Genomic DNA, 19,691 nt, shown 5'->3' with positions numbered 1-19,691 from the left:
CAGCAAGTGATGCAGCAAATCCCCGTCCGTTGGTCCCTCAACCCCGGCCCTAGGGATTTTCCCGGTATGCCACTAACCGTTTTTGCGCGGGCTGCGGGCATAAGGGGCCCTACATGCCAGCGACAGGTTTCCTTCGAACGTGAATCGCCTGATAAGTAGCTTGCGCGGGCTTTCGGACCTCTACCGACTGCAGACACGCGATGCCGACCTGATGCGCGCCCAGTTCCGGGCGCTGATCGGGCAATTGCCGATTCTCTATTTCGTGGTGGCCTGCAGCACGCTGGCGCTATGGCTCAGTGTCACCGGGCCGGGGCATGGCGTGGTCGACGGCATCTTTCCGGTGATGCTCTGCCTGATCTGCCTGTCGCGCGGCGTATGGTGGTCGCGGCGGCGCCTGACCTATTTCTCCGACTCGCAGATCCGCCGCCATATCCGCAACACCGGCCTGCTGGCGGTGGTGATGACCACCGCCTTCATGGCCTGGGGCGGGCTGCTCTATCCGCCGGCCGATACGGTGCAGCGCGGGCAGATCGCCTTTTTCGTGGCGCTGACTCAGGTGGCCTGTGTGATCTGCCTGATGCCGCTGCCCTCGGTCGCGCTGGGGCTGGCGACGGTTTCGACGCTGCCCTTTCTCACGTTTTTCCTCATCGCCTATCCGCAGGGCATGGTGGTGCAGGCGATCAACTTCGCGCTGGTGTCGAGCGCCGTCGTGCTGATCATGTTCCGCCAGCATCGCTCCTTCGTGGCGCTGGTCCGCTCGCGCCGCGACCTGCGCCGCCGCCAGAGCGCGATGCGCCAGCTCTCCGAGGAAAACCGCCGCATCGCGCTCACCGATGCGCTCTCCGGCCTGCCCAACCGGCGCGCGCTGCTCACGCGGCTGGATGCCTCGCGCGGGAAGGGCGCCGCCAGTCAGGCGGTGATCTTCATCGACCTCGACGGCTTCAAGGACATCAACGACACCCACGGCCATGATGTGGGCGACGCGCTGATCCGCGAGATCGCGCTGGTGCTGGGCAAGGTCTGCCGCGACCGCGCCATGCTGGTGCGCCTTGGCGGCGACGAATTCGCCGTGCTGGTGCAGGGCACAGACGCGGCAGCCACCGCCAACGCTTTGGCGCTGGAGGCGCTCACCGCGCTCACCCGCACCATCGTGCTCGACGCGCATGAGGTCCATATCGGGGCCAGCATCGGCGTCGCCCATGATGAGGGCGGCGCGATCAGTTCCTATGAGCTGATGCGTCGCGCCGACACCGCGATGTATCGCGCCAAGAGCGACGGCAAGGGCGGTATCCGCCACTATCACGCCAATTTCGACGCCGACCGCCGCCACCGCCGGCAGATCGAGATCGACCTGCGCCAGGGCCTGGCCCGCGGCGAGTTCGATGTCGCCTACCAGGGCCTGATCGACGCCGACACCGGCCGCCTGCTCGGCGTCGAGGCGTTGCTGCGCTGGCCCGGCCGCCCCGAGGGTATGCTCGGCCCCGACCATTTCATCGAGATCGCCGAGGCTTGCGGGTTGATTCACCCCCTCGGCCAGTTCGTGCTGCGCCGCGCCTGTCAGGAGGTTGGCCCGCACGGGCTGATGCTCAGCGTCAATGTTTCGCCAGCCCAGTTCCGCCAGCCCGGCTTCGAGGCCGATGTCGCGCAGGTGCTGGCCGAAACCGGCTTCGATCCCACCCGACTCCAGATCGAGATCACCGAAACCTACCTCATCGATCACCCCGAGCGCGCCCGCCACGCCATCGCCGCCTTCCAGAAGATGGGCGTGGCCGTGGCGCTGGACGATTTCGGCACCGGCTTTGCCAGCATCGGCTATCTGCAAAGCTATGGCTTCGATTGCGTGAAGCTGGACCGCACGCTCAGCGCCGGGCTGGGGCGCGACAGGCGGGCGGCGATGCTGGTTTCGGGCATGGTGCAGATGGCGCGCGGGCTCGACATGCGTGTGGCGGCGGAGGGTGTGGAGAATGAGATGCAGGCCAGCATGTTGCGGCTGGCCGGGTGCGATGTGTTGCAGGGGTACCATTTCGGGCGACCTGCTCCTTTGGCGGTGCTGCTGGAGCGGGGGATGAGCGAGCCCTGGGTTCGGGTGAATTAAGAAAAGAAAGATGCGAGGGGGTTACCCCCTCGCGCTCCCAGACCGTCTTCCGACGAAAGTGCAGCGGCACCCCACCCTTGCGCCCAACCTCACCGCGCCGCAGGCAGAAATTACACCGCTTCGCGGGAGTTTACGCGGCACGATGCGGCACAACCAGCGCTTCGCCGGGAGACGTAACGGGGGTGCAGGGGGCGATGGCCCCCTGCCTTTTAACCTTCAATCTTGCCCCGACCATCGATTGCCCATGGCGGAATGCCTCGTTTTCCGCTAGGGGGCGCGCACTTTCGCTGTTGGTCCGCTGTTTCGGGGGCCGTTTTGGCGATGCCCTTTCCTTAGCGGCGTTCATGGCGTCCCTCGTCCCGAGGGGCTGCTACGCCCGTGCAGACCAGTAGAGATAGATGCCTTTTTCTTCACTTCCCAAAGCCATTGCCGACGCCCTTGCTGCCAAGGGTTATGAGGCCCCGACTCCGGTTCAGGCCGCCGTCATCACCGAGGAGGCCATGGGCCGCGACCTGCTGGTGTCGGCCCAGACCGGTTCGGGCAAGACGGTGGCCTTCGGCATGGCCATGTCGCGCGACCTGCTCGGCGAGAACGAGCGCCTGCCCTATGCGGGCAAGCCGCTGGCGCTGGTGATTGCCCCTACGCGCGAACTGGCCCTGCAGGTCAGCCGGGAGCTGGAGTGGCTGTTCCAGCAGGCTGGCGCGCGTATTGCCACCTGCGTTGGCGGCATGGACCCGAGCCGCGAGCGCCGCACCCTGTCGCAGGGCGCGCATATCGTGGTGGGCACGCCGGGCCGCCTGCGCGACCATCTGGAGCGCGGCGCGCTCGACCTCTCCAGCCTGCAATTCGCCGTGCTCGACGAGGCCGACGAGATGCTCGACATGGGCTTCCGCGAAGACCTTGAGCAGATTCTCGACGGCACGCCCGAGGGCCGCCGCACGTTCCTGTTCTCGGCCACCATGCCCGCGCCGATTGCGGCCCTGGCCCGCCAGTATCAGCACAATGCGCTGCGCATCAGCACGATCGACACGCGCGAATCGCACAGCGACATCACCTATAACGCCATTGCCGTCAGCCCGTCTGACATCGAGCATGCCGTGGTGAACCTGCTGCGCTTCCACGAAGCGGAAACCGCGATGCTGTTCTGCGCCACGCGCGACAACGTCCGCCACCTGCACGCCACGCTGGTCGAGCGCGGTTTCTCCGCGGTGGCCCTCTCGGGCGAGCACAGCCAGAATGAGCGCAACCACGCGCTTCAGGCCCTGCGCGATGGCCGCGCCCGCGTCTGCGTCGCCACCGACGTGGCCGCGCGCGGCATCGACGTCGCCACGCTGAGCCTCGTCATCCACGTCGAGCTGCCGCGCGATGCCGAAACGCTGCAGCACCGCTCGGGCCGTACCGGTCGCGCCGGTCGCAAGGGCACCGCTGTGCTGGTCGTGCCCTATCCGCGCCGCCGCCGCATGGAAATGCTGCTGCGCTCGGCCCGCATCAACGTCGAATGGGTGCCCGTGCCCAGCGCCGAGGCGATCCGCGCCAACGACCATGACCGCCTGCTGGCCACCCTGCTCGAGCCCGTCGAGGCGACCGAGGAGGACAACACCCTGGCCGAGGCCCTGCTGGCCCAGCGCACCCCGCTGGAAATCGCCGCCGCGCTGGTCCGCGCCCATCGTGCCCGCATGCCCCAGCCCGAGGAAATGATCGAGCAGAGCGGCAATGCCGCCGATGCCAACCGTGGCCCGCGCCGCGAAGGTTTCGACGATGTGGTGTGGTTCCGCATGGACATCGGCCGCCGCCAGAACGCCGATCCGCGCTGGCTGCTGCCGCTGCTGTGCCGCCGTGGCCACATCACCCGCGGCGAAATCGGCGCGATCCGCATCGGCGCCAATGAAACGCACTTCCAGGTGCCCCGCGCCGTGGAAGCCCGCTTCCGCGACGCCCTCGCCAAGACCGCCCGCGAAGGCGCCGAGGACGAGAGCGGCATCCGCATCGAAACCGCGCCCGAGGCGCCGCGCGAAACCGCGCGCCGCAACGCGCGCTCTGGCAATGACGGCCCCCGCACCCCGCATCGCAAGGGCCCGCGTCCGCCCCATGCCGGTGGTGGTCATGCCGGTGGCGGCAACCGCGAAGGCGGCTGGCAGGGCAAGAAGGGCCCGCGCGAGCGCTATTGATGCTTCAGCCCGCCGCGCCTTCCGATCCGCATGATGTCATCGTGCTGGGCGGCGGCGCGGCGGGGCTGATGTGCGCCCGCGTCGCGGGCCAGCGTGGCCGCCGCGTGCTGCTGGTGGACCACGCCGAAGCTCCTGGCGCCAAGATCCTGATCTCTGGCGGCGGGCGCTGCAACTTCACCAATCTGGCCACCGCGCCCGACCGCTATCTGTCGAGCAACCCGCATTTCGCCCGCTCGGCGCTCAGCCGCTACACCCCGCGCGATTTCCTCGAACTGGTCGAGGCCTATGGCATCGCCTGGCACGAAAAGACGCTGGGGCAGCTCTTTTGCGATGGCTCAGCCAAGCAGATCGTGGCCATGCTGCTGGAAGAATGCGCCATCGGCGAGGTCGAGATCGCCTGCGGGCGCGGCATCGGTGAGGTGCGCCATGCCGATGGCCTGTATCACGTCACCTTCGGCGACCGCACCGCCAGCGCATCCTCTCTGGTGATCGCCACCGGCGGGCCTTCGATTCCCAAGATGGGCGCCACCGGCTTTGCCTATGATCTGGCCCGCCAGTTCGGCCTGAAGGTGGTGCAACCCCGCCCCGCGCTGGTGCCCCTGACGCTGAGCGGCGAGGAAGCCCTGTTCCGCGACCTTTCCGGCGTCGCCACCCCGGTGATCGCCGAGGCTGGAAAAGCCAGCTTCCGCGAGGCCGCGCTCTTCACCCACAAAGGCCTTTCCGGCCCGTCGATCCTGCAAATCTCCTCCTATTGGAAGCACGGCGAGGCGATCTCCATCGACCTGCTGCCCGATGCCGCCCCCGGTGCGCTGGTCGCCGCCAAGCAGGCCAGCCCCCGCGCAGGCTTCGCCCGTACCCTGTCGCAGCATCTGCCGGAACGTCTGGCCGCCGCTCTGGCCGAAAGGCTGGCGCTGACAGGCGAACTGGGCACCATGACCGACAAGGTGCTGAACGCCGCGCAGGATCGCCTCCACGACTGGCGCTTCACCCCCAACGGTACCGAAGGCTACGCCAAGGCCGAAGTCACCGCTGGCGGCATCAGCACCGCCGAACTGTCGTCCAAGACGATGGAGGCCAAGAAGATGCCGGGCCTGTACGCGATTGGCGAGGCCGTCGATGTGACCGGCTGGCTGGGCGGGTATAACTTCCAATGGGCCTGGGCCAGCGGTTGGGCTGCGGGGCAGGTGGTTTAAGGTTTAGGTAAAAAGGGAAATGCGAGGGGGTTACCCCCTCGCGCTCCCATGAATGTCTACCTTGCGCCACGGGTTCAGCCCTGCGCTTAGCTTGCCGCGCCGCAGGCAGGTAACTCTTTGAGCGATAGGCTGCGCCAGCAATGTTAAAGCCTGCGGCGCAGCGACCTTGCTCTTTGGCCGAACCCGAAGCGCAACGCAGACAGTAAAGGGAGCGCGAGGGTTATGACCCTCGCATCTTCACTTCACCTTCTTAAAACCCCTTCCGCCAGGACCATGCCATCCCGCTGTCATCCGGCATTCCGGCATAATTCCCCGGCTCCTTGCGCCAGAACACGCTGATCGACCCGTCGCCCCGGAACATGGGCGCATGCCACGCCAATTCAGCGGCGATCTCCCGCCCGGTAGGGGCCAGATTCAGCCGATGCATCGACCACAGGCTTTCCTGCGTGGCGTAATCATAGCTGTCCGGCAGATACAGGTTCACGCCCCCGCGCGCCACGCGCAGGGGCTGGCTGACGCGCAAGGACAGGCTGTCGCCCCACATCAGCGCGTTGATCATCCCGGCATCCAGCGCCCAGCCATAGGAGGTCAGCCGCGATCCCGAACCGATCAGCGTGCCGCCTCGGGCGTGGGTGAAGGCCTGCCGCCATGCCGCGCCCAGATACCAGCCGCCCTCGGGCCGCCAGCCCAGCGAGCTGTCGAGGAACAGCGAATCGGCCCCTTGAGCGCCGAAGGTGTCGGCAAGGCGGGCGCCCAGCAGCGTGTGGTCCTCGCTCATCCAGCTTGCGCCGAAGCTGGTTTCCACCGTGCCGAAGCGGCGGTCGACGGCCATGGCGAGGCGCGTCGCATTGTCGCGCTTTTGCAGGGCGGCGGGGATGGCGCCCTGGTGCCATGGGGTGGAAAGCTGGGTGCGCCCGTTTTCCGCCGAGACGGTCAGGCCCCAGGCGCCGAGCTGATGGCGCACGGCAAGGGCGCTCTGGCCGGTGCGGACGAAGCCGGTGTCCTCCAGCGGGTTGGTGGCGATCAGGAAGGCGGGGCGGCTCTGGCCTTGCAACTGGGCGGTCAGGCCATCGGAGCCCTGCGCGAAGGCCATGGCCAGCGTGGCGCCGGGCGTCAGATGCGCGACGACGCGGGCGGCCAGCACGCGGGCGGCATTGCTGTCGCCGGGCGTCAGCCGCATCTGGCGGGCAAAGCCCGAGAGGCTGGAGGGCAGGTGCTGTCCGTCGATGGTGAAGGCCAGCGACAGGGCGTCGGTGCCCAGGGTTGTGGCGGTGCGGTTGGTGTCGAGCGCGCCGAGCAGGCGCGGCTGGACCATCGCCTGCCGCATCGAGGCCCCTAGATTGACGCTGAAGGCCCGGTTGTAGCTGTCGAGCACCACGGCCTGCAGGCTTGTGCCGCGTGTGGCATCGCCCATGGCGGGGGAGGTGGCGATGGTGGTGTCGCCCAGCGCGACCTGCGATGTGGAGGTGCCCATGGTGGTCTTGCCCTGGGCGGTGAAGGCGGTGGCGATGTTGAGCACGCCCGCGCCATAGGTGGTGTCGCCCGCGCCGGAGCCTTCGCGCGTGGCGGTGTTGAGCAGCAGGGCGACCGCTTGTTTCGCGGTCAGATTGGGGAAGTACTGCATCAGCAGCGCAACGGCGCCCGCGATCTGCGGGGCGGAGAAGCTGGTGCCGGAATAGACGGTGACATAGGTCGCGCCATTGGTGGTGGTCGTCTTGATCGCGCCATTGGCATATTGGCAGCAGATGCCCTCGCCCAGCGCGGTGAGGTAGTTGGCGGCCTCGGTCCCGGCCTTGTCGGAGAAGCTGGAGATCACATTGCTGCTGTTCACCGATCCGGCGATGATGACATTGCCATTGCCTGCCGCACGCACGCCCGCGGCGAAGGGATCGGGGTTGGCGGTGCCGTCATTGCCGGCGGCGACCACCACGACCACGCCCGCGCTGGCGGCGCGACTGATGGCGGAGGTCACCGCGCTGCTGGGAGCGCCGCCGCCCAGCGAGATGTTGACCACCTTGGCCCCGGCCGTGATCGCGGCGTTGATGCCGGTGGCGATGTCGGTGTCGTTGAAGGTGCAGCCGCCACTGCTGGCGCAGCTTCCCGCGCTATCGGCGCGAAAGGCGGCGATGGTGGCGCCATAGGCGATGCCCATGATGCCCGAATTGTTGCGCGCCGCCGCCGCCACCAGCGCCACCATCGTGCCATGGTCGCTGTCGGAGTTGATGAGCCCGCGCGTGCCCGCGACATCGGTCGAGGCGGCCGAGATGCGCCCGCTGAACTCGGGGTTGGAGGTGTCGATGCCGGAATCGACGATGCCGATCGTCACCCCGGCGCCGGTCGCGCCCATCGTCCAGGCGGTGATCGCGCCATGCTGCGAGGGGCCGGTCGAGCGGTTGTATTCCGCCGTGATGAAGGTGGAGGTCGGCGTGGTCGTCGGCGTGGCGGTCGGCGTCGGGCTGGCGCTGGTGGTGGGTGTCGGCGTGGGGGTGGAGCTGGGCGCGGGGTTGCTGCTCACCCCGCCGCCGCCATCGCTGCCGCAGGCCGCCAACAGCGCGATGGCCGAAAGCGCCACGCCGCCCAGCGCCAGACGCTGGATCAGCGAGCCGGGCAGAGCGGCATCGGCTGGGTGGTCGTTCCGGCTGGTGGTGGTGCCCTCAGGATCGTTGTGCATGGATGTTCGTGTCCCCCGCATGGCGGGCGGTGCCCTCTGCCCGGCCAAGCGCGGTTCTTATGGCATGGTTATGGTCGCCAAGTGGTGAAGGCGCCGGCGGGCGCGCCTGCGTGAAGTTACGGTATGCGGCGGGAAAGAAGGTTAGGGGGCCGATGAGCCAGAGCCCCGGTTGCGCTTGGGGCCAAGTGGCGATAGGCGGGTTCGCGAAACGGGCGCTCGCTTGGCGGTGGCCCGCCACGCTGTTCAGCTTTGCAGGAAGAAGACCCATGACCACCGATGTCGCCACGCTTGCCGCCACCATCGAAGCCGCATGGGATGCGCGTGACACCGTGACCCCCGCCAGCGCCGATGTGCGCGTGGCCGTCGAGGCGGCCTTTGCCCTGCTGGAATCGGGCGAGGCCCGCGTCGCCGAGAAGATCGACGGCGAGTGGGTGGTCAATCAGTGGCTGAAGAAGGCCGTGCTGCTCTCCTTCCGCCTGAACGACAATGGCCTGCTGGAGAACGGCATGGGCGGCGCTCCCGCCTGGGACAAGGTGGCGATCAAGACCCAGGGCTGGGGCGAGGACGATTTCCGCGCCGCCGGTTTCCGCGCCGTGCCGGGCGCCGTGGCGCGCGTCGGCTGCCACATCGCCAAGGGCGTGGTGCTGATGCCCAGCTTCGTCAATCTGGGTGCCTTCGTCGATTCGGGCACGATGGTCGACACCTGGGCCACGGTTGGTTCGTGTGCCCAGATCGGCAAGAACGTCCATATCTCGGGCGGTGCGGGCATCGGCGGCGTGCTGGAGCCGCTGCAGGCCGGCCCGGTCATCATCGAGGATGGCGCCTTCATCGGCGCCCGCAGCGAAGTGGCCGAGGGCGTGATCGTGGGTGAGGGCGCCGTGCTCTCGATGGGCGTCTATCTGGGCGCCTCGACCAAGATCATCGACCGCGCCACCGGCGAGGTCCACATTGGCCGCGTGCCGCCTTACGCGGTGGTCGTGCCCGGCTCGCTGCCCGGCAAGCCGCTGCCCGATGGCACGCCCGGACCGTCGCTGTACTGCGCCGTGATCGTCAAGACGGTCGACGCGCAGACCCGCGCCAAGACCGGCATCAACGAACTCCTGCGCGACTGATCGCGATGCGCGGGTCTGTGAAGCAGGCGCTGCTGGGGCTGGCTCTGACGCTGGTCCCGCTTGCGGCATGTCATGCGGCACAGCCCGCGCCTTCCAGTGCCTCGGCGGAGCTTCCGGTGGTCAAGCCCGTGGTGGTGCGCAAACTGCCGCACGACCCCAAGGCATGGACCGAGGGCCTGTTCTTCGATTCCACCGGCCAGATGTTCGAAAGCACCGGCGAGCTGGGCCGCTCGACCCTGCGCCGTGTCAATGTCGAGACCGGCGAGGTGATCGCGCGCGCCGATGTGCCCCTGCCGCTCTATGGCGAGGGCAGCGCGCCGGTGGGCGACGAGATCTATTCGCTGAGCTGGCGCAACGGCATCGGTCTGGTCTGGGACAAGGCGACGCTGAAGCGCAAGGGCCAGTTCTCCTATATGGGCGAGGGCTGGGCGCTGACCCGCCTCGGCCCCAGCCTGGTGATGAGCGACGGCAGCAGCAATCTGCGCGTGATCGATCCCAAGAACTTCCGCCTGGAGCGCGTGATCCATGTGACCGCGCAAGGCCAGCCGGTCGATCAGCTGAACGAGGTCGAGCTGGTCGATGGCGAGATCTGGGCCAACATCTGGCTGACCGACCGCATCGCCCGCATCGATCCGGCCACCGGCAAGGTGAAGGGCTGGATCGATGTGTCCGACCTGCATAAGGCCGCGGGGACGACCGGGCCGGATCAGATTCCCAACGGTATTGCCTATGATCCGGTGCATCACCGGATCTATGTCACAGGCAAGGAATGGCCGGTGATGTTCGAGATCAAGGTGCCGGGGGTGAAGTAAGGATTATCGATGCCGCCTGCTGCCATAGGATTGGCGCAGGCGGGCGCGCAGCGGTTCGTCATAGGCGAGCAGGGTTGCGTAGGACAAGGCGGCGATCAGGGCCATCTCCAGGCCGTACAGGCTCCAGCCGGGCATGAGGCCCAGATGCAGCAGCCATGGCGTCAGCAGCCCGGCCAGCGGCACATGCAGGATATAGAGCGGATAGGACAGGCCACCGCTGAAGCGTGAGAGGCGGGGCGAGAGCGGTTTGCTGCCCGCCGCGGCCAGCAGCAGCAGCGGAAAGCCCAACACGATCATCGCCATATCGTAGAGCAGGCTGACGATCCCACCTGCGGGGAACAGGAACAGCGCGACAGCCAGCAGCGGGGCGATCCACCAGCGGATCCCGCCATGGCGCAGCAGGCCATCGCGATGCAGCCGCAGCAGCACGATGCCCAGCATAAAGCTGAAACCCATGCGCGGCCCGGCCAGCGGGAGCTGCTTGGTCCGTCCGCCCATATCGATGTTGTGGCGAAGCGCGGCGATGGCCACCATCGCCAGCAGGCACAGCCCCGCGCCCATCAGCAGGCGCCGCGTGGTGAGATAAGGCGAGGCGCAGGCGAAGAGGAGGTTGAGCACCACCTCCCAGAACAGCGACCATGTCGGGAAATTGACCGGGAAGGCCGAATCCATGCCCGGCAAGGGCAGGGCCAGTGCTCCGGCCACGGTGTAGGCGGCAAGGCGTGGGGAGGAGACGGCGCTCCACGCGGGCGAGAGCAAGGCGGCCAGCGCTCCGATGATCGCGCCCAGAACCAGCAGCGGATAGAGGCGGATGATGCGGTCGCGGATAAAGCCCGGTCGCGCGCCGGGCAGGGCCAGCCTCGCCTCATAGGCATGGGCGATCACAAAACCGCTGAGCAGCAGGAAGAAATCCACCGCGAGATATTGATGCCGGTCGATGATGACGCCCTGATCGCCGGCCAGCGCGAAAAAGCGCAGGTGGAGCGAGACGACGCAAAGGGCCGCGAGGCCTCTGAGCCCGTCAAGTTCCAGATAGATATGGGGGGAGGCGGCGGTTGGGGGCGGGGAGGCCGTCAGCGCTGGGGTGTCGATGCTGGCCATGGTGGGTCCCGTCCTGTGTTGCGTTGCAGCGTATGTGTTCGGGAGGGGAGGGGCAAGGAAGGAAAAAGGGATAATGCGAGGGTGTTACACCCTCGCGCTCCCATTAGTGTCTACGTTGCGCAAAGGGTTCGGCCTTACGCTCAACTTGCCGCGCCGCAGGCCTTAAAAATTCACTGCCTGCGGCGCCCAAGGTGGCGCAGGTGGAGAGGTTGGGCGCACCGATGCGGTGCCACTGCCATGTCGTCGGAAGACGTTATGGGAGCGCGAGGGGGTAACCCCCTCGCATCTTCCCTTTATCCCTTAAAACGCAGTCGCACTTTCAATCGGCTTGTCGTCCTTATGCGCCGCCGCGTAGACTTCGGAGGCCTTCAGAACCCGCAAAGTGTTCAGGCTGGCGACCTTTTCCAGATCCAGCTTGGTGTATCCACGCTTGGCCAGTTCCAGCAGCAGCGCCGGATAGGCCGACACATCCGGCATCCCCTGCAGCCCGATCGAGCCGCCATCGAAATCGCCGCCCACGCCGACGTGATCGATGCCGATGCGCTTCACCACATAATCGATATGGTCGGCGACCTGCTGGATGGTCGCCACCGGCTTGGGGTTGGCTTTCTCCCATGCGTCGAGCGCGGCCTTGGCGAGGTCGGGGCGGTCGGGGTGCAGGGCTTTCTGCTCGGCCTGCTGGCCGGCGCGGGCGGCGCTCCATTTGTAGAGCGCGTCGGAGACGTAGGTGGGGTAGAAGTTGCACATGACGATGCCGCCGTTGGCCTTCACCTTGTCCAGCACTTCATCCGAGACGTTGCGCGGGTGGCCGCTGACGCCCTGAGCGCCGGAGTGGCTGAAGATGATCGGGGCCTTGGCCACTTCCAAAGCATCCAGCATGGTCTTCTGGCTGACGTGCGAGAGGTCGACCAGAATGCCCAGGCGCTGCATTTCGCGCACGACATCCTTGCCGAAGGGGGTGAGGCCATTGTGCTCGGGCGCGTCGGTGGCGCTGTCGGCCCAGGCGTTGTTCTTGAAGTGCGACAGCGTCATGTAGCGGGCGCCCAGCGCATAGAACTGGCGCAGCACGCCCAGCGAATTGCCGATGGAATGGCCGCCCTCCATGCCGATCAGCGAGGCGACCTTGCCGGCCTTCCACGCCTTTTCGACGTCGGCGCTGCTGGTCGCCAGCACGAGGTCATTGGGGTATTGCGCGACGAGGCGCTTGACCACGTCGATCTGCTCCATGGTGGCCTGCACGGCCTGCGGCTCGGGCAGGCTGGCCGAGACATAGACCGACCAGAATTGCGCGCCGATATGGCCCTGCTTCATGCGGGTGAGGTCGGTCTGCATGCCGGTGGGGGTGCCCGCCGGGAAGAAGGCGGCCATGCGGCGGTCCGACAGCGGCTCGTTGACGGTGTTGTGGAAGTCGAAACCGGCCAGCACATCCTTGCGGCGGTCGCGGAGCTGTTCGGGCACGTCATTGTGGCCGTCCCAGACGGGGGCTTCCTTCAGCGCGGCGGCGACGGTCTGCTCGGGGGTGAGCGCCGGGGCGGCAAGAGCGGGGGCAGCCAGCGCGGCAGTGGCGCAGACAGAGAGCAGGCGGGCAAGGTGACGTGACGTCATGAGGGGCATTCGTCCTGTGCTGTTTGGCCACAACAAAGGACGAGACGCGCCCCCATGCAAGGGGGTGAATGGCGGTAAATTATGAGTTCCCCTCAAGATTCGGCATCAGCCGAACTCTTGAGCACGTGATGGGCTCTCAGGCTGCGGCGTGGCGGCGCTCGACCAGGCTTTCGTAATCGGCGAAAAGCGCCTCGAAATGGCCCTGTGTGCTGGCGGGCAGGGCAAAGGGCCCGCGCGGCGGATGATGCAGCAGCCGCAGCGTGGCCTGCGCCGCCGCCAGGGCCGAGCCCGAGCGATAGGTGAGCCCCGCCCCGCCACGCGCATGGTCGGCGGCGCCGCCCCGGTCGGGCACGATCACGGGGACGCCGCTGGCCCGCGCCTCGGCTGCGGCCATGCAGAAGGTTTCGGCTTCGCAGCCGTGGATCAGCGCGTCGGCGCTGGCCAGCAGCGTGGCGAATTTCTGGCGGTCCTTCTCCACACCCAGCAGGCGGATATGGGGGTTGCCCTGGATCTGCTTCTCGATGCGCTTGCGGTGCCCGCCCTGGCCCACGATCACCAGACCGATGGGCAGCGACTGGCTGGCGGCGGTGACGGCATCGACCACCATGGGCCAGCGCTTTTCACCGGACAGCCGCCCCACGCCGATCAGCAGATGGGCGCTTTCGGGCAGGCCGCAGGTGGCCAGCAGGCGGCGGCGCAGCACGGGGTCGCGCCGTTCGGGGCTGAACAGGCCGGCCTCGATCCCCATGGGGTGAAGCACGGTGTTGGCCACGCCACCCCTGGCGAGGCGGTCGCGCAATTCGCCGCTGGCGCAGACGACGCGGTCGAAGCTCTGGCCCAGATCGCGCAGATGCTTCCAGAAGGGTTCGAAGCGGCGGTCGATGGCCTCGCGGCTCATCATCGGGCGCAGATAGCGGTAGGCATAGGCCGACAGCGGATCGGCATGCATCACCAGCGAGCGCGGCGCATCGCCCTGCCAGCGCGCCACCATCGAGGGGCTGCGCCAGGGGCTGGAAACCTCCACCAGATCGGGGTTCAGCCGGTCCAGCTCGGCATGCAGCGCGGCCTCGTCGCCGAAATACCAGTATTTGCGATCCAGAGGAAAGCGGGGGGACGGCAGGGTGATGAGGCGGGCACCCGGGCCTTTCTCGATCACCTGATAGCTGTCGCCGGGGGCGAGGATGATGATCTCATGGCCCAGCGTGGGGCCGATCTTCAGCTTCTGCTCGACATAGGTTTTCACGCCGCCGCCATGGGGCGTGTAAAAGGCGCAGACGTCAACGATGCGCATGGCTGTCCCCCGAAAGCTCGCACACGATCCTGGCGCGCGACATACCCTGTTCGGGGGTGGCGCGGCAAGTATCATGCGCAAGGGAAAGGGCAGGGCGCATCGTCATGCTCAATGCGCCGCGATCGGCCCCACGCTCATCAGGCCATTGCGATAGTTCATGACGATGGTGGAGCGCGTCAGGCCCGCCCCGGCATCCAGCCGGGTCGCGGCGGCCTTGGGCTTGGACCAGCCCAGCTTGGGGTTGGCGGTGAAGCCGATGCCGTCGACCGAGAGGCCGAACTTGCGGTTGCCGTCACGATCATGCAGCACCATCACCGAATAGGCGCCGGGGCCGGGAATGCGCGCGCAGATCACGACAGGACCGCTCTGCGGCACAGCCTCTTCCACGCGGCGGAAGGTTTTGCCGTAATAGATCAGCGCATTGTCGTCGCGCAGGAAGTCCTCATCGTTGCTGGGGTAGATCTCCAGCTTGATGTTGCCCTTGCGGTCCTTCAGCCCGTCGATGGTCAGCAGCAGGGCGGGGCCCTGTTCGCCGGGGCGGCAGCGCGCCTCGGCCTTGCCCAGATCGGGGGTGGAGGGGATCGGCACCCGCTCGCCCGCCTGTGCCGGAGCGGCCACAGTGCAAGCCAGCGCGCAGGCCAGACCCAGCCCCGCCGTGAATTCCGGCAGCCTGCGGAGGGGGGTGGCACTCATGCATCGGTTCCTTCTCTGGATGCGAAAAGGTCGAGGGTAGCAAAGATCGTGCCCACGACAATATGCGAGACGGGCAGCAGCATGGCCATCATCGCCATCAGATTCTGCACCTGCGTGTCGCGGCCCAGGATGAACACGGCCAGCCCCGCGAAGATCACATCCTTGTTGGGCACCAGCGGCAGACGCGACACCAGCATGCGCAAGGTGGCCAGCACCAGCCACAGGTCGAGGCCGACATCGGGCAGCACCACATGCCACAGCAGCGCCGACAGGCCGATAAAGCCCAGCGTGCGCGCGAAATGGATCAGCGTGATGATCACCAGCTCGCGCCGGGGCAGGGTGAACAGCTTCTGGCGGAACAGCAGGATGATGAAGGAGGTGAACAGCACCACGCCCAGCGACAGGAACGTCGTGCGGCCCTCCATCCCGAAAGCGCCGGAAGAGATCAGCCGCCACGCGCCCGCCAGCATCACCAGCGTGACGATGTTGCCGGTCAGCGCCGAAAGGATCGTCACATCCTTGATCGCGCCGAAGGGCGCCGCCACCATGTTGAGCCGTGCGCGCGCCCAGGCGTAGAACTGCACCTCGCCCAGATAGCCCAGCAGCAGCTCGTTGGAGACCAGCTTGCGCAGCAGCGCGCCCAGCCCGGAGAAGGGAATGCGCCAGAGATGGCGGTAGATCACCCATTCGGAGACCGGCCCGACCATATAATAGGCAACAAAGACCATCCAGAACAAAGGCTTGTGCGGGATCAGCTCGATGATTTCGCGGAACTGCAGATGGCGCACTTCCAGCACCACGGCGGCCAGCATGGCGATCGACACCATGGCCGAGAACAGCTCGCCCAGCTTGGCAGCGGTGCTCTTGCGGTTCTTGGGCAAGGCCAGTTGCATATCGGGGATCGGTTCGCCGGGGGCAAAGACCGTGGTGACCATCGGTTCAGAATCCATGCGGCCACCGCGGTTGCCCGGCTGGCTCGAATCAGTGTGGGGCGATGCGGCGCCGCTGCTTGTGGAAGGCTGGCCGCCGCTGTCCTGTTCGCTCATGCCGGTCCCTCCGCAAGGGCGTGGAAAGAGGCAGGAAACATGGGAAAAATAGCGGGGCGAATCATAACCATTGCTGAACCGTTCACGCCGCGGCTCCTCTCGCAGGGCCGTGCGCGGTGTGTGCGCTGTCCAGCAGATCGGCATAGCGGGCGATGCGCCGCCCGCGCGCGAAAGCGGCATAGGTGGCGTGGATGGAGGAAATCAGTGCAGGCACGGTGACATCGCCGGGATGCACCGCCACACGCGCCTTGGGCAGGAAGCCGAGCGCATGGCGCGCCAGCCCCGCGAAAAACCGCGAGGAGCGCTGCCGCCCCACGCTGCGGCTGGCCCATGTCACCACCGGGCCGCGTGCGAGAATCTCGCCCGTGTCGGGGCGCCAGACCTTCATATGGTCCTCGGCCAGCTTGAAGCCGCTTTGCGCCAGCGCCTCCTGAGCGCCCGCGCCATAGAGCCACGCCGGGGCGATAAAACCCGCGCTTTCGCGGCCGATGATGTCCTCGATCAGCTTGCGGCCGTCGGCCATGCGGCGCGCGGCCTCATCGCGCGACAGGCCGAGGAACTCGCCCTCGCTGGCGGTCATATGCTTGGCCTTGATGGCGGCCATGCCGGTGTGCTCGGCCAGATCCTTGTGGAACCAGCCGTGGACGAACATCTCCACGCCCTGGTCGGCCCAGCCACGCAGTTTCGCCTGAAACGCGGGATTGCTGGCCAAGGGCGCCTCGCCCCAATGGTCGGGCACCACCAGCATGGCGAAGTTGAGCGCGCCCAGATGGCTGCCCAGAATATCGCACAGCTGATCGACCGCAGCTTCGCTGCGCGGGCCGACATCGTGGATCGAGGCGAGAAGCAGCTTGCTCATTCAGCGCGCCTCGCCTTTCCGGCGGGCACGGGGCCCAGCAGCGCAGGCTCGAAAATCAGGGCGCAGACCAGCGTCCAGATCAACGAGATCATCAGGATCAGACCCATGCTGGCTGTGCCGGGGTGATGCGAAAACCATAGCGCTCCAAAAGCGCTGCCTGTCGCCAGCGCGCTGCAAACCACGGCGCGGGCCAGGCTGGTCTGCAAGAGATCACCCACGCCGCGGCGCCACGCCATCACGAAATAGATGTGAAACGCGACACCCACACCGAACAGCAGCGGAAATGCGATGATATTTGCAAAATTCAAGGGCTGGCCGATCAGAACGCAGGACCCCAGCGTGAGAAAGCCCGACAGCACCACCGGCGCCAGCGTAAAAGCAACCTCGCGCACGCTGCGCAGCACCAGCCACAGCAGCAGGCTGACCAGCGCCAGCGCGATCACGCCCGCCTTCACAAAAGCCCCGGCGACGGTGCGCGCGGCCTCCTGCGTGGCCACGGGAAGCCCGGTGGCATGCGGCGCCTCGGCGCGGACGGCCTGGGTGAAGCGGGCCAGCACCGCATTGTCGGTGCTGTTGCCGGCGGGGGTGACCTGCACCAGCGCCTTGCCGTCCTTGCTCACCCAGTCGGCGGCGATTTCGGGCGGCAGGCTGGCGCGGGTCACCTCGGTGGCGGTCAGCGAGGCGCGGATCGTGTCGAGCGTGACCGTCAGCGGCGGGATCAGCATGGCTTCCACGGCGGCGCGCTGGGCGGGGCTGGCGGCGGCCAGATGGTCGAAGCTGGTGGCCAGACCCTGCGCGGCCTGCCCCAGATCGCCGCCCTTGGCGACCAGCAGGCGCAGCGAGGTGGCAGCCTTGGTCAGCGCGGCGCGGGTTTCGTCATCGCCATGCGCGGCGGGCATATCGAAGGGATTGACCGCCGAATCCAGCAGCAGCGAGGCGTTCTGGATATAGGGCAGCTTGGCGGCCTGATCCTCGGGCACGAAGCTGTCCACGGTGATGGCATGGGCCACCTCCGGGTGCTTTTCCAGCTTGGCCGCCAGCGCATGGGCGGCGTCGGCGTTCGGCGTGAGGATGGTGATGGTGTTGGGGGTGCGGTCGGCATCCTTCATCAGCCCGGCCAGCTCATGCATGGCGGGTGCATTGGGATCGCGCAGATGCAGCGGGTTGAAATCGAACACCACCCATTTGAGCAGCGCGATCGAGCCAATCATGGCGACCACAAAAGCCCAGAGGATCGTCTTGCGGCTACGATGCAGCCAGGCGTCGAAGGGCGCGGCGCCAGCCCAGCCCACACGGGCGGCGGGCACGGCGGGGCGCATCAGGATCAGCAGCGCAGGCAGCAGCGTGATGTTGAGCGCAAAGGCCACGATCATGCCAAGGCCAGCGATCACGCCCAACTCGGCGATGCCGGTGTAATCGGTGGGCAGGAAAGCCCCCAGCGCGAGGAAGATCGCCGCGGCGGCCAGCATCAGCGGCTCGCCAATGGCAGAGCCCACGCCTTTCAGCGCGCCCATGGGATCGGCGCCGCCATGGCGTTCGGCGTTGAAGCGCACCGCGACCTGAATCCCGAAATCGACGCCCAGACCCACAAACAGCGGAATAAACGCCACCGAGATCACATTGAGCCGATGCACCGCCAGCAGCCCCAGCGCCAGCGTGATCACCAGCCCGGCAACGATGGTCACCATGATCGCGGCGACCATCCGCCCGCTGCGCGTCGCCAGCCACAGGCAGACCAGCATCGCCAGCGCCATGGCCGCGCCGATGATGCCGATGTTGTCCTGAATGGTGGCGAATTCCTCATCCGCCAGCGGCACCTCGCCGGTGATCCCCATGCGAAGCCCATGCGCCGCATCCAGCCCCAAAGCCTTCGACTGCGCCTTGATCGCATCGACCGCCACGCCGCCCGGCTCCAGATCGCCGAAATGCAGCACGGGGTGGACCATCAGCAGACGGCGCGTCGGCGGGGCCAGCGGTCCCTTGGCGTCGGAGAACAGCCGCTGCCACGAGAACCACGTCGCCTTGCCCGAAAGCTTGCCATCAATCGCCGTGGAGAGCGCGCGCAAGGGCGCGGCCAGACGCGAGGCATCCTGCGTGCCATTGGCCGCGCCGCTGGCCATGGTGTCCATGGTGGTGGCCAGGCCATGCAGGCTGGGATCGCCCGCCAGACCGCCGAGCAGCGGCTGGGCATCGACCAGCTTCGATGTGGCGTCCTTCACCTCATCGGGGTCGGCGAAGAGTAGGCCGTTGGTGTCGAAGAAGGGGCCGCCATCGGGGCGTTCGACCGATCCGACATGGGTCTTGTCGGCCTGCAAGGCCTGCATCAACCGTTTCGCGCCATCCTCGGCCAGCTCGGGGGTCTGGCCGTCGATCACGACGATGATCGAGTCCTTCTGCTGCGGGAAGGCCGCCTCCACCGCCAGACCGTCCTGCCGCCACGGGGTTTTCGCGCTGATCAGCTCGCCCGTGTCGGTGGTCATGGTGAAGGTGAGGGTGATGCTGACCACGGCTGCCACCACCAGCACGGCGGCCAGCGCCACCATACGCCAGGGCGCCCGCGCGGCGGCGAGCAGAATCGCCGTCAGGCGCGCGGGAAAGGCAGAGGTCGGCTCGTTCATCTTGTCGGTCCTCTGGCGGAAAAGCGCGCGCGCGGCAATGCCCTCTTGGGCTGGTTTCGGGGAGCCGTGTGCCAGGATGGACACACCGTAACGCCACCTGTTTGACCATCCGCCATCGGTGAGCCTAGAGGGGCGCCATGGATCAAACGCTTGCCCCGCCCGCCAAATCCGCCAGCCCCGCCAAACGCTGGGCCGCGCTGGCGGTGCCCTTGCTGATTCTGGCCGGGCTGGCGGCAGGCGTGCTGGCCAACCCCGGTCTGCGAGAGCTGTTCGTCGATGCCATCCATCGCATCGACCCATGGGCGGTGGCGGTGACGCTGCCGGTGCAGTTCATCGCCATTCTGGTCTGCACTTGCGCTCAGCAGGCGCTGAAGGTGGGCATTCCCTTCCGCGCCAGCCTGATCGCGCGCCTGACCCGCGATGCCGG

14 protein-coding genes are annotated in these 19,691 nt (G+C 67.3%); 5 read left to right on the top strand and 9 right to left on the bottom strand.

Features of this window, described 5'->3' with window-relative positions:
• The first annotated feature begins 160 nt into the window (after nt 1-160).
• From ABDW49_RS18775 to ABDW49_RS18765, 3 genes are all read left to right on the top strand, one after another.
• Entirely contained in the window at nt 161-2,095 is a 1,935-nt protein-coding gene (locus ABDW49_RS18775; protein WP_343613872.1) for an EAL domain-containing protein, read from the top strand.
• A gap of 398 nt (nt 2,096-2,493) precedes the next feature.
• The gene (locus ABDW49_RS18770; RefSeq protein WP_343613870.1) at nt 2,494-4,263 is read left to right on the top strand and encodes a DEAD/DEAH box helicase; all 1,770 of its coding nucleotides are present in this window, start codon (nt 2,494-2,496) and stop codon (nt 4,261-4,263) included.
• Entirely contained in the window at nt 4,263-5,456 is a 1,194-nt protein-coding gene (locus ABDW49_RS18765; protein WP_343613868.1) for an NAD(P)/FAD-dependent oxidoreductase, read from the top strand. Before ABDW49_RS18770 ends, ABDW49_RS18765 begins: the two co-directional genes overlap by 1 nt.
• Nucleotides 5,457-5,706: 250 nt before the next feature.
• Here ABDW49_RS18765 and ABDW49_RS18760 read toward each other — a convergent pair whose 3' ends face one another.
• Nucleotides 5,707-8,127, bottom strand: a complete 2,421-nt coding sequence (locus tag ABDW49_RS18760; protein WP_343613866.1) for a S8 family peptidase — start codon at nt 8,125-8,127, stop codon at nt 5,707-5,709.
• 266 nt (nt 8,128-8,393) lie between these two features.
• Here ABDW49_RS18760 and dapD point away from each other — a divergent pair, with 266 nt between their 5' ends.
• A complete protein-coding gene (dapD, locus tag ABDW49_RS18755; RefSeq protein ID WP_343613864.1) occupies nt 8,394-9,239 on the top strand; it encodes a 2,3,4,5-tetrahydropyridine-2,6-dicarboxylate N-succinyltransferase in 846 nt (281 codons plus the stop codon).
• Between the two features lie 5 nt (nt 9,240-9,244).
• Nucleotides 9,245-10,051, top strand: coding sequence for a glutaminyl-peptide cyclotransferase (locus ABDW49_RS18750; protein WP_343613862.1), 807 nt, complete (start codon nt 9,245-9,247; stop codon nt 10,049-10,051).
• Nucleotides 10,052-10,054: 3 nt separating this feature from the next.
• Here ABDW49_RS18750 and ABDW49_RS18745 read toward each other — a convergent pair whose 3' ends face one another.
• From ABDW49_RS18745 to ABDW49_RS18710, 8 genes are all read right to left on the bottom strand, one after another.
• A complete protein-coding gene (locus ABDW49_RS18745; RefSeq protein ID WP_343613860.1) occupies nt 10,055-11,152 on the bottom strand; it encodes an acyltransferase in 1,098 nt (365 codons plus the stop codon).
• A 300-nt stretch (nt 11,153-11,452) separates the two neighbouring features.
• A complete protein-coding gene (locus ABDW49_RS18740) occupies nt 11,453-12,757 on the bottom strand; it encodes a dipeptidase (RefSeq protein ID WP_343613858.1) in 1,305 nt (434 codons plus the stop codon).
• Nucleotides 12,758-12,893: 136 nt separating this feature from the next.
• Nucleotides 12,894-14,048, bottom strand: coding sequence for a glycosyltransferase (locus ABDW49_RS18735; RefSeq protein ID WP_343613856.1), 1,155 nt, complete (start codon nt 14,046-14,048; stop codon nt 12,894-12,896).
• 108 nt (nt 14,049-14,156) lie between these two features.
• Nucleotides 14,157-14,741 (bottom strand): DUF2141 domain-containing protein, encoded by a 585-nt coding sequence (locus tag ABDW49_RS18730; RefSeq protein ID WP_343613854.1) that lies wholly within the window; start codon nt 14,739-14,741, stop codon nt 14,157-14,159.
• Complete coding sequence (locus ABDW49_RS18725; RefSeq protein ID WP_343613852.1) at nt 14,738-15,787, bottom strand: hypothetical protein; 1,050 nt, start codon at nt 15,785-15,787, stop codon at nt 14,738-14,740. Before ABDW49_RS18725 ends, ABDW49_RS18730 begins: the two co-directional genes overlap by 4 nt.
• Nucleotides 15,788-15,869: 82 nt before the next feature.
• Nucleotides 15,870-16,646: a polysaccharide deacetylase family protein gene (locus ABDW49_RS18720; RefSeq protein ID WP_343613850.1), complete on the bottom strand. Its 777-nt coding sequence runs from the start codon at nt 16,644-16,646 to the stop codon at nt 15,870-15,872.
• Nucleotides 16,643-19,264 (bottom strand): MMPL family transporter, encoded by a 2,622-nt coding sequence (locus ABDW49_RS18715; RefSeq protein ID WP_343613848.1) that lies wholly within the window; start codon nt 19,262-19,264, stop codon nt 16,643-16,645. The genes ABDW49_RS18720 and ABDW49_RS18715 overlap by 4 nt, the downstream gene beginning before the upstream one ends.
• 142 nt (nt 19,265-19,406) lie before the next feature.
• On the bottom strand, nt 19,407-19,604 hold the full coding sequence (locus ABDW49_RS18710) for a hypothetical protein (protein WP_343613846.1): 198 nt from the start codon (nt 19,602-19,604) through the stop codon (nt 19,407-19,409).
• Between the last annotated feature and the right edge of the window lie 87 nt (nt 19,605-19,691).

Origin of the sequence: Novosphingobium sp., from assembly GCF_039595395.1 — a bacterium.
GTDB lineage: Bacteria > Pseudomonadota > Alphaproteobacteria > Sphingomonadales > Sphingomonadaceae > Novosphingobium.
The sequence above is the reverse complement of the archived record's forward strand: the minus strand, read 5'-3'. Positions and strand labels throughout refer to the sequence as shown.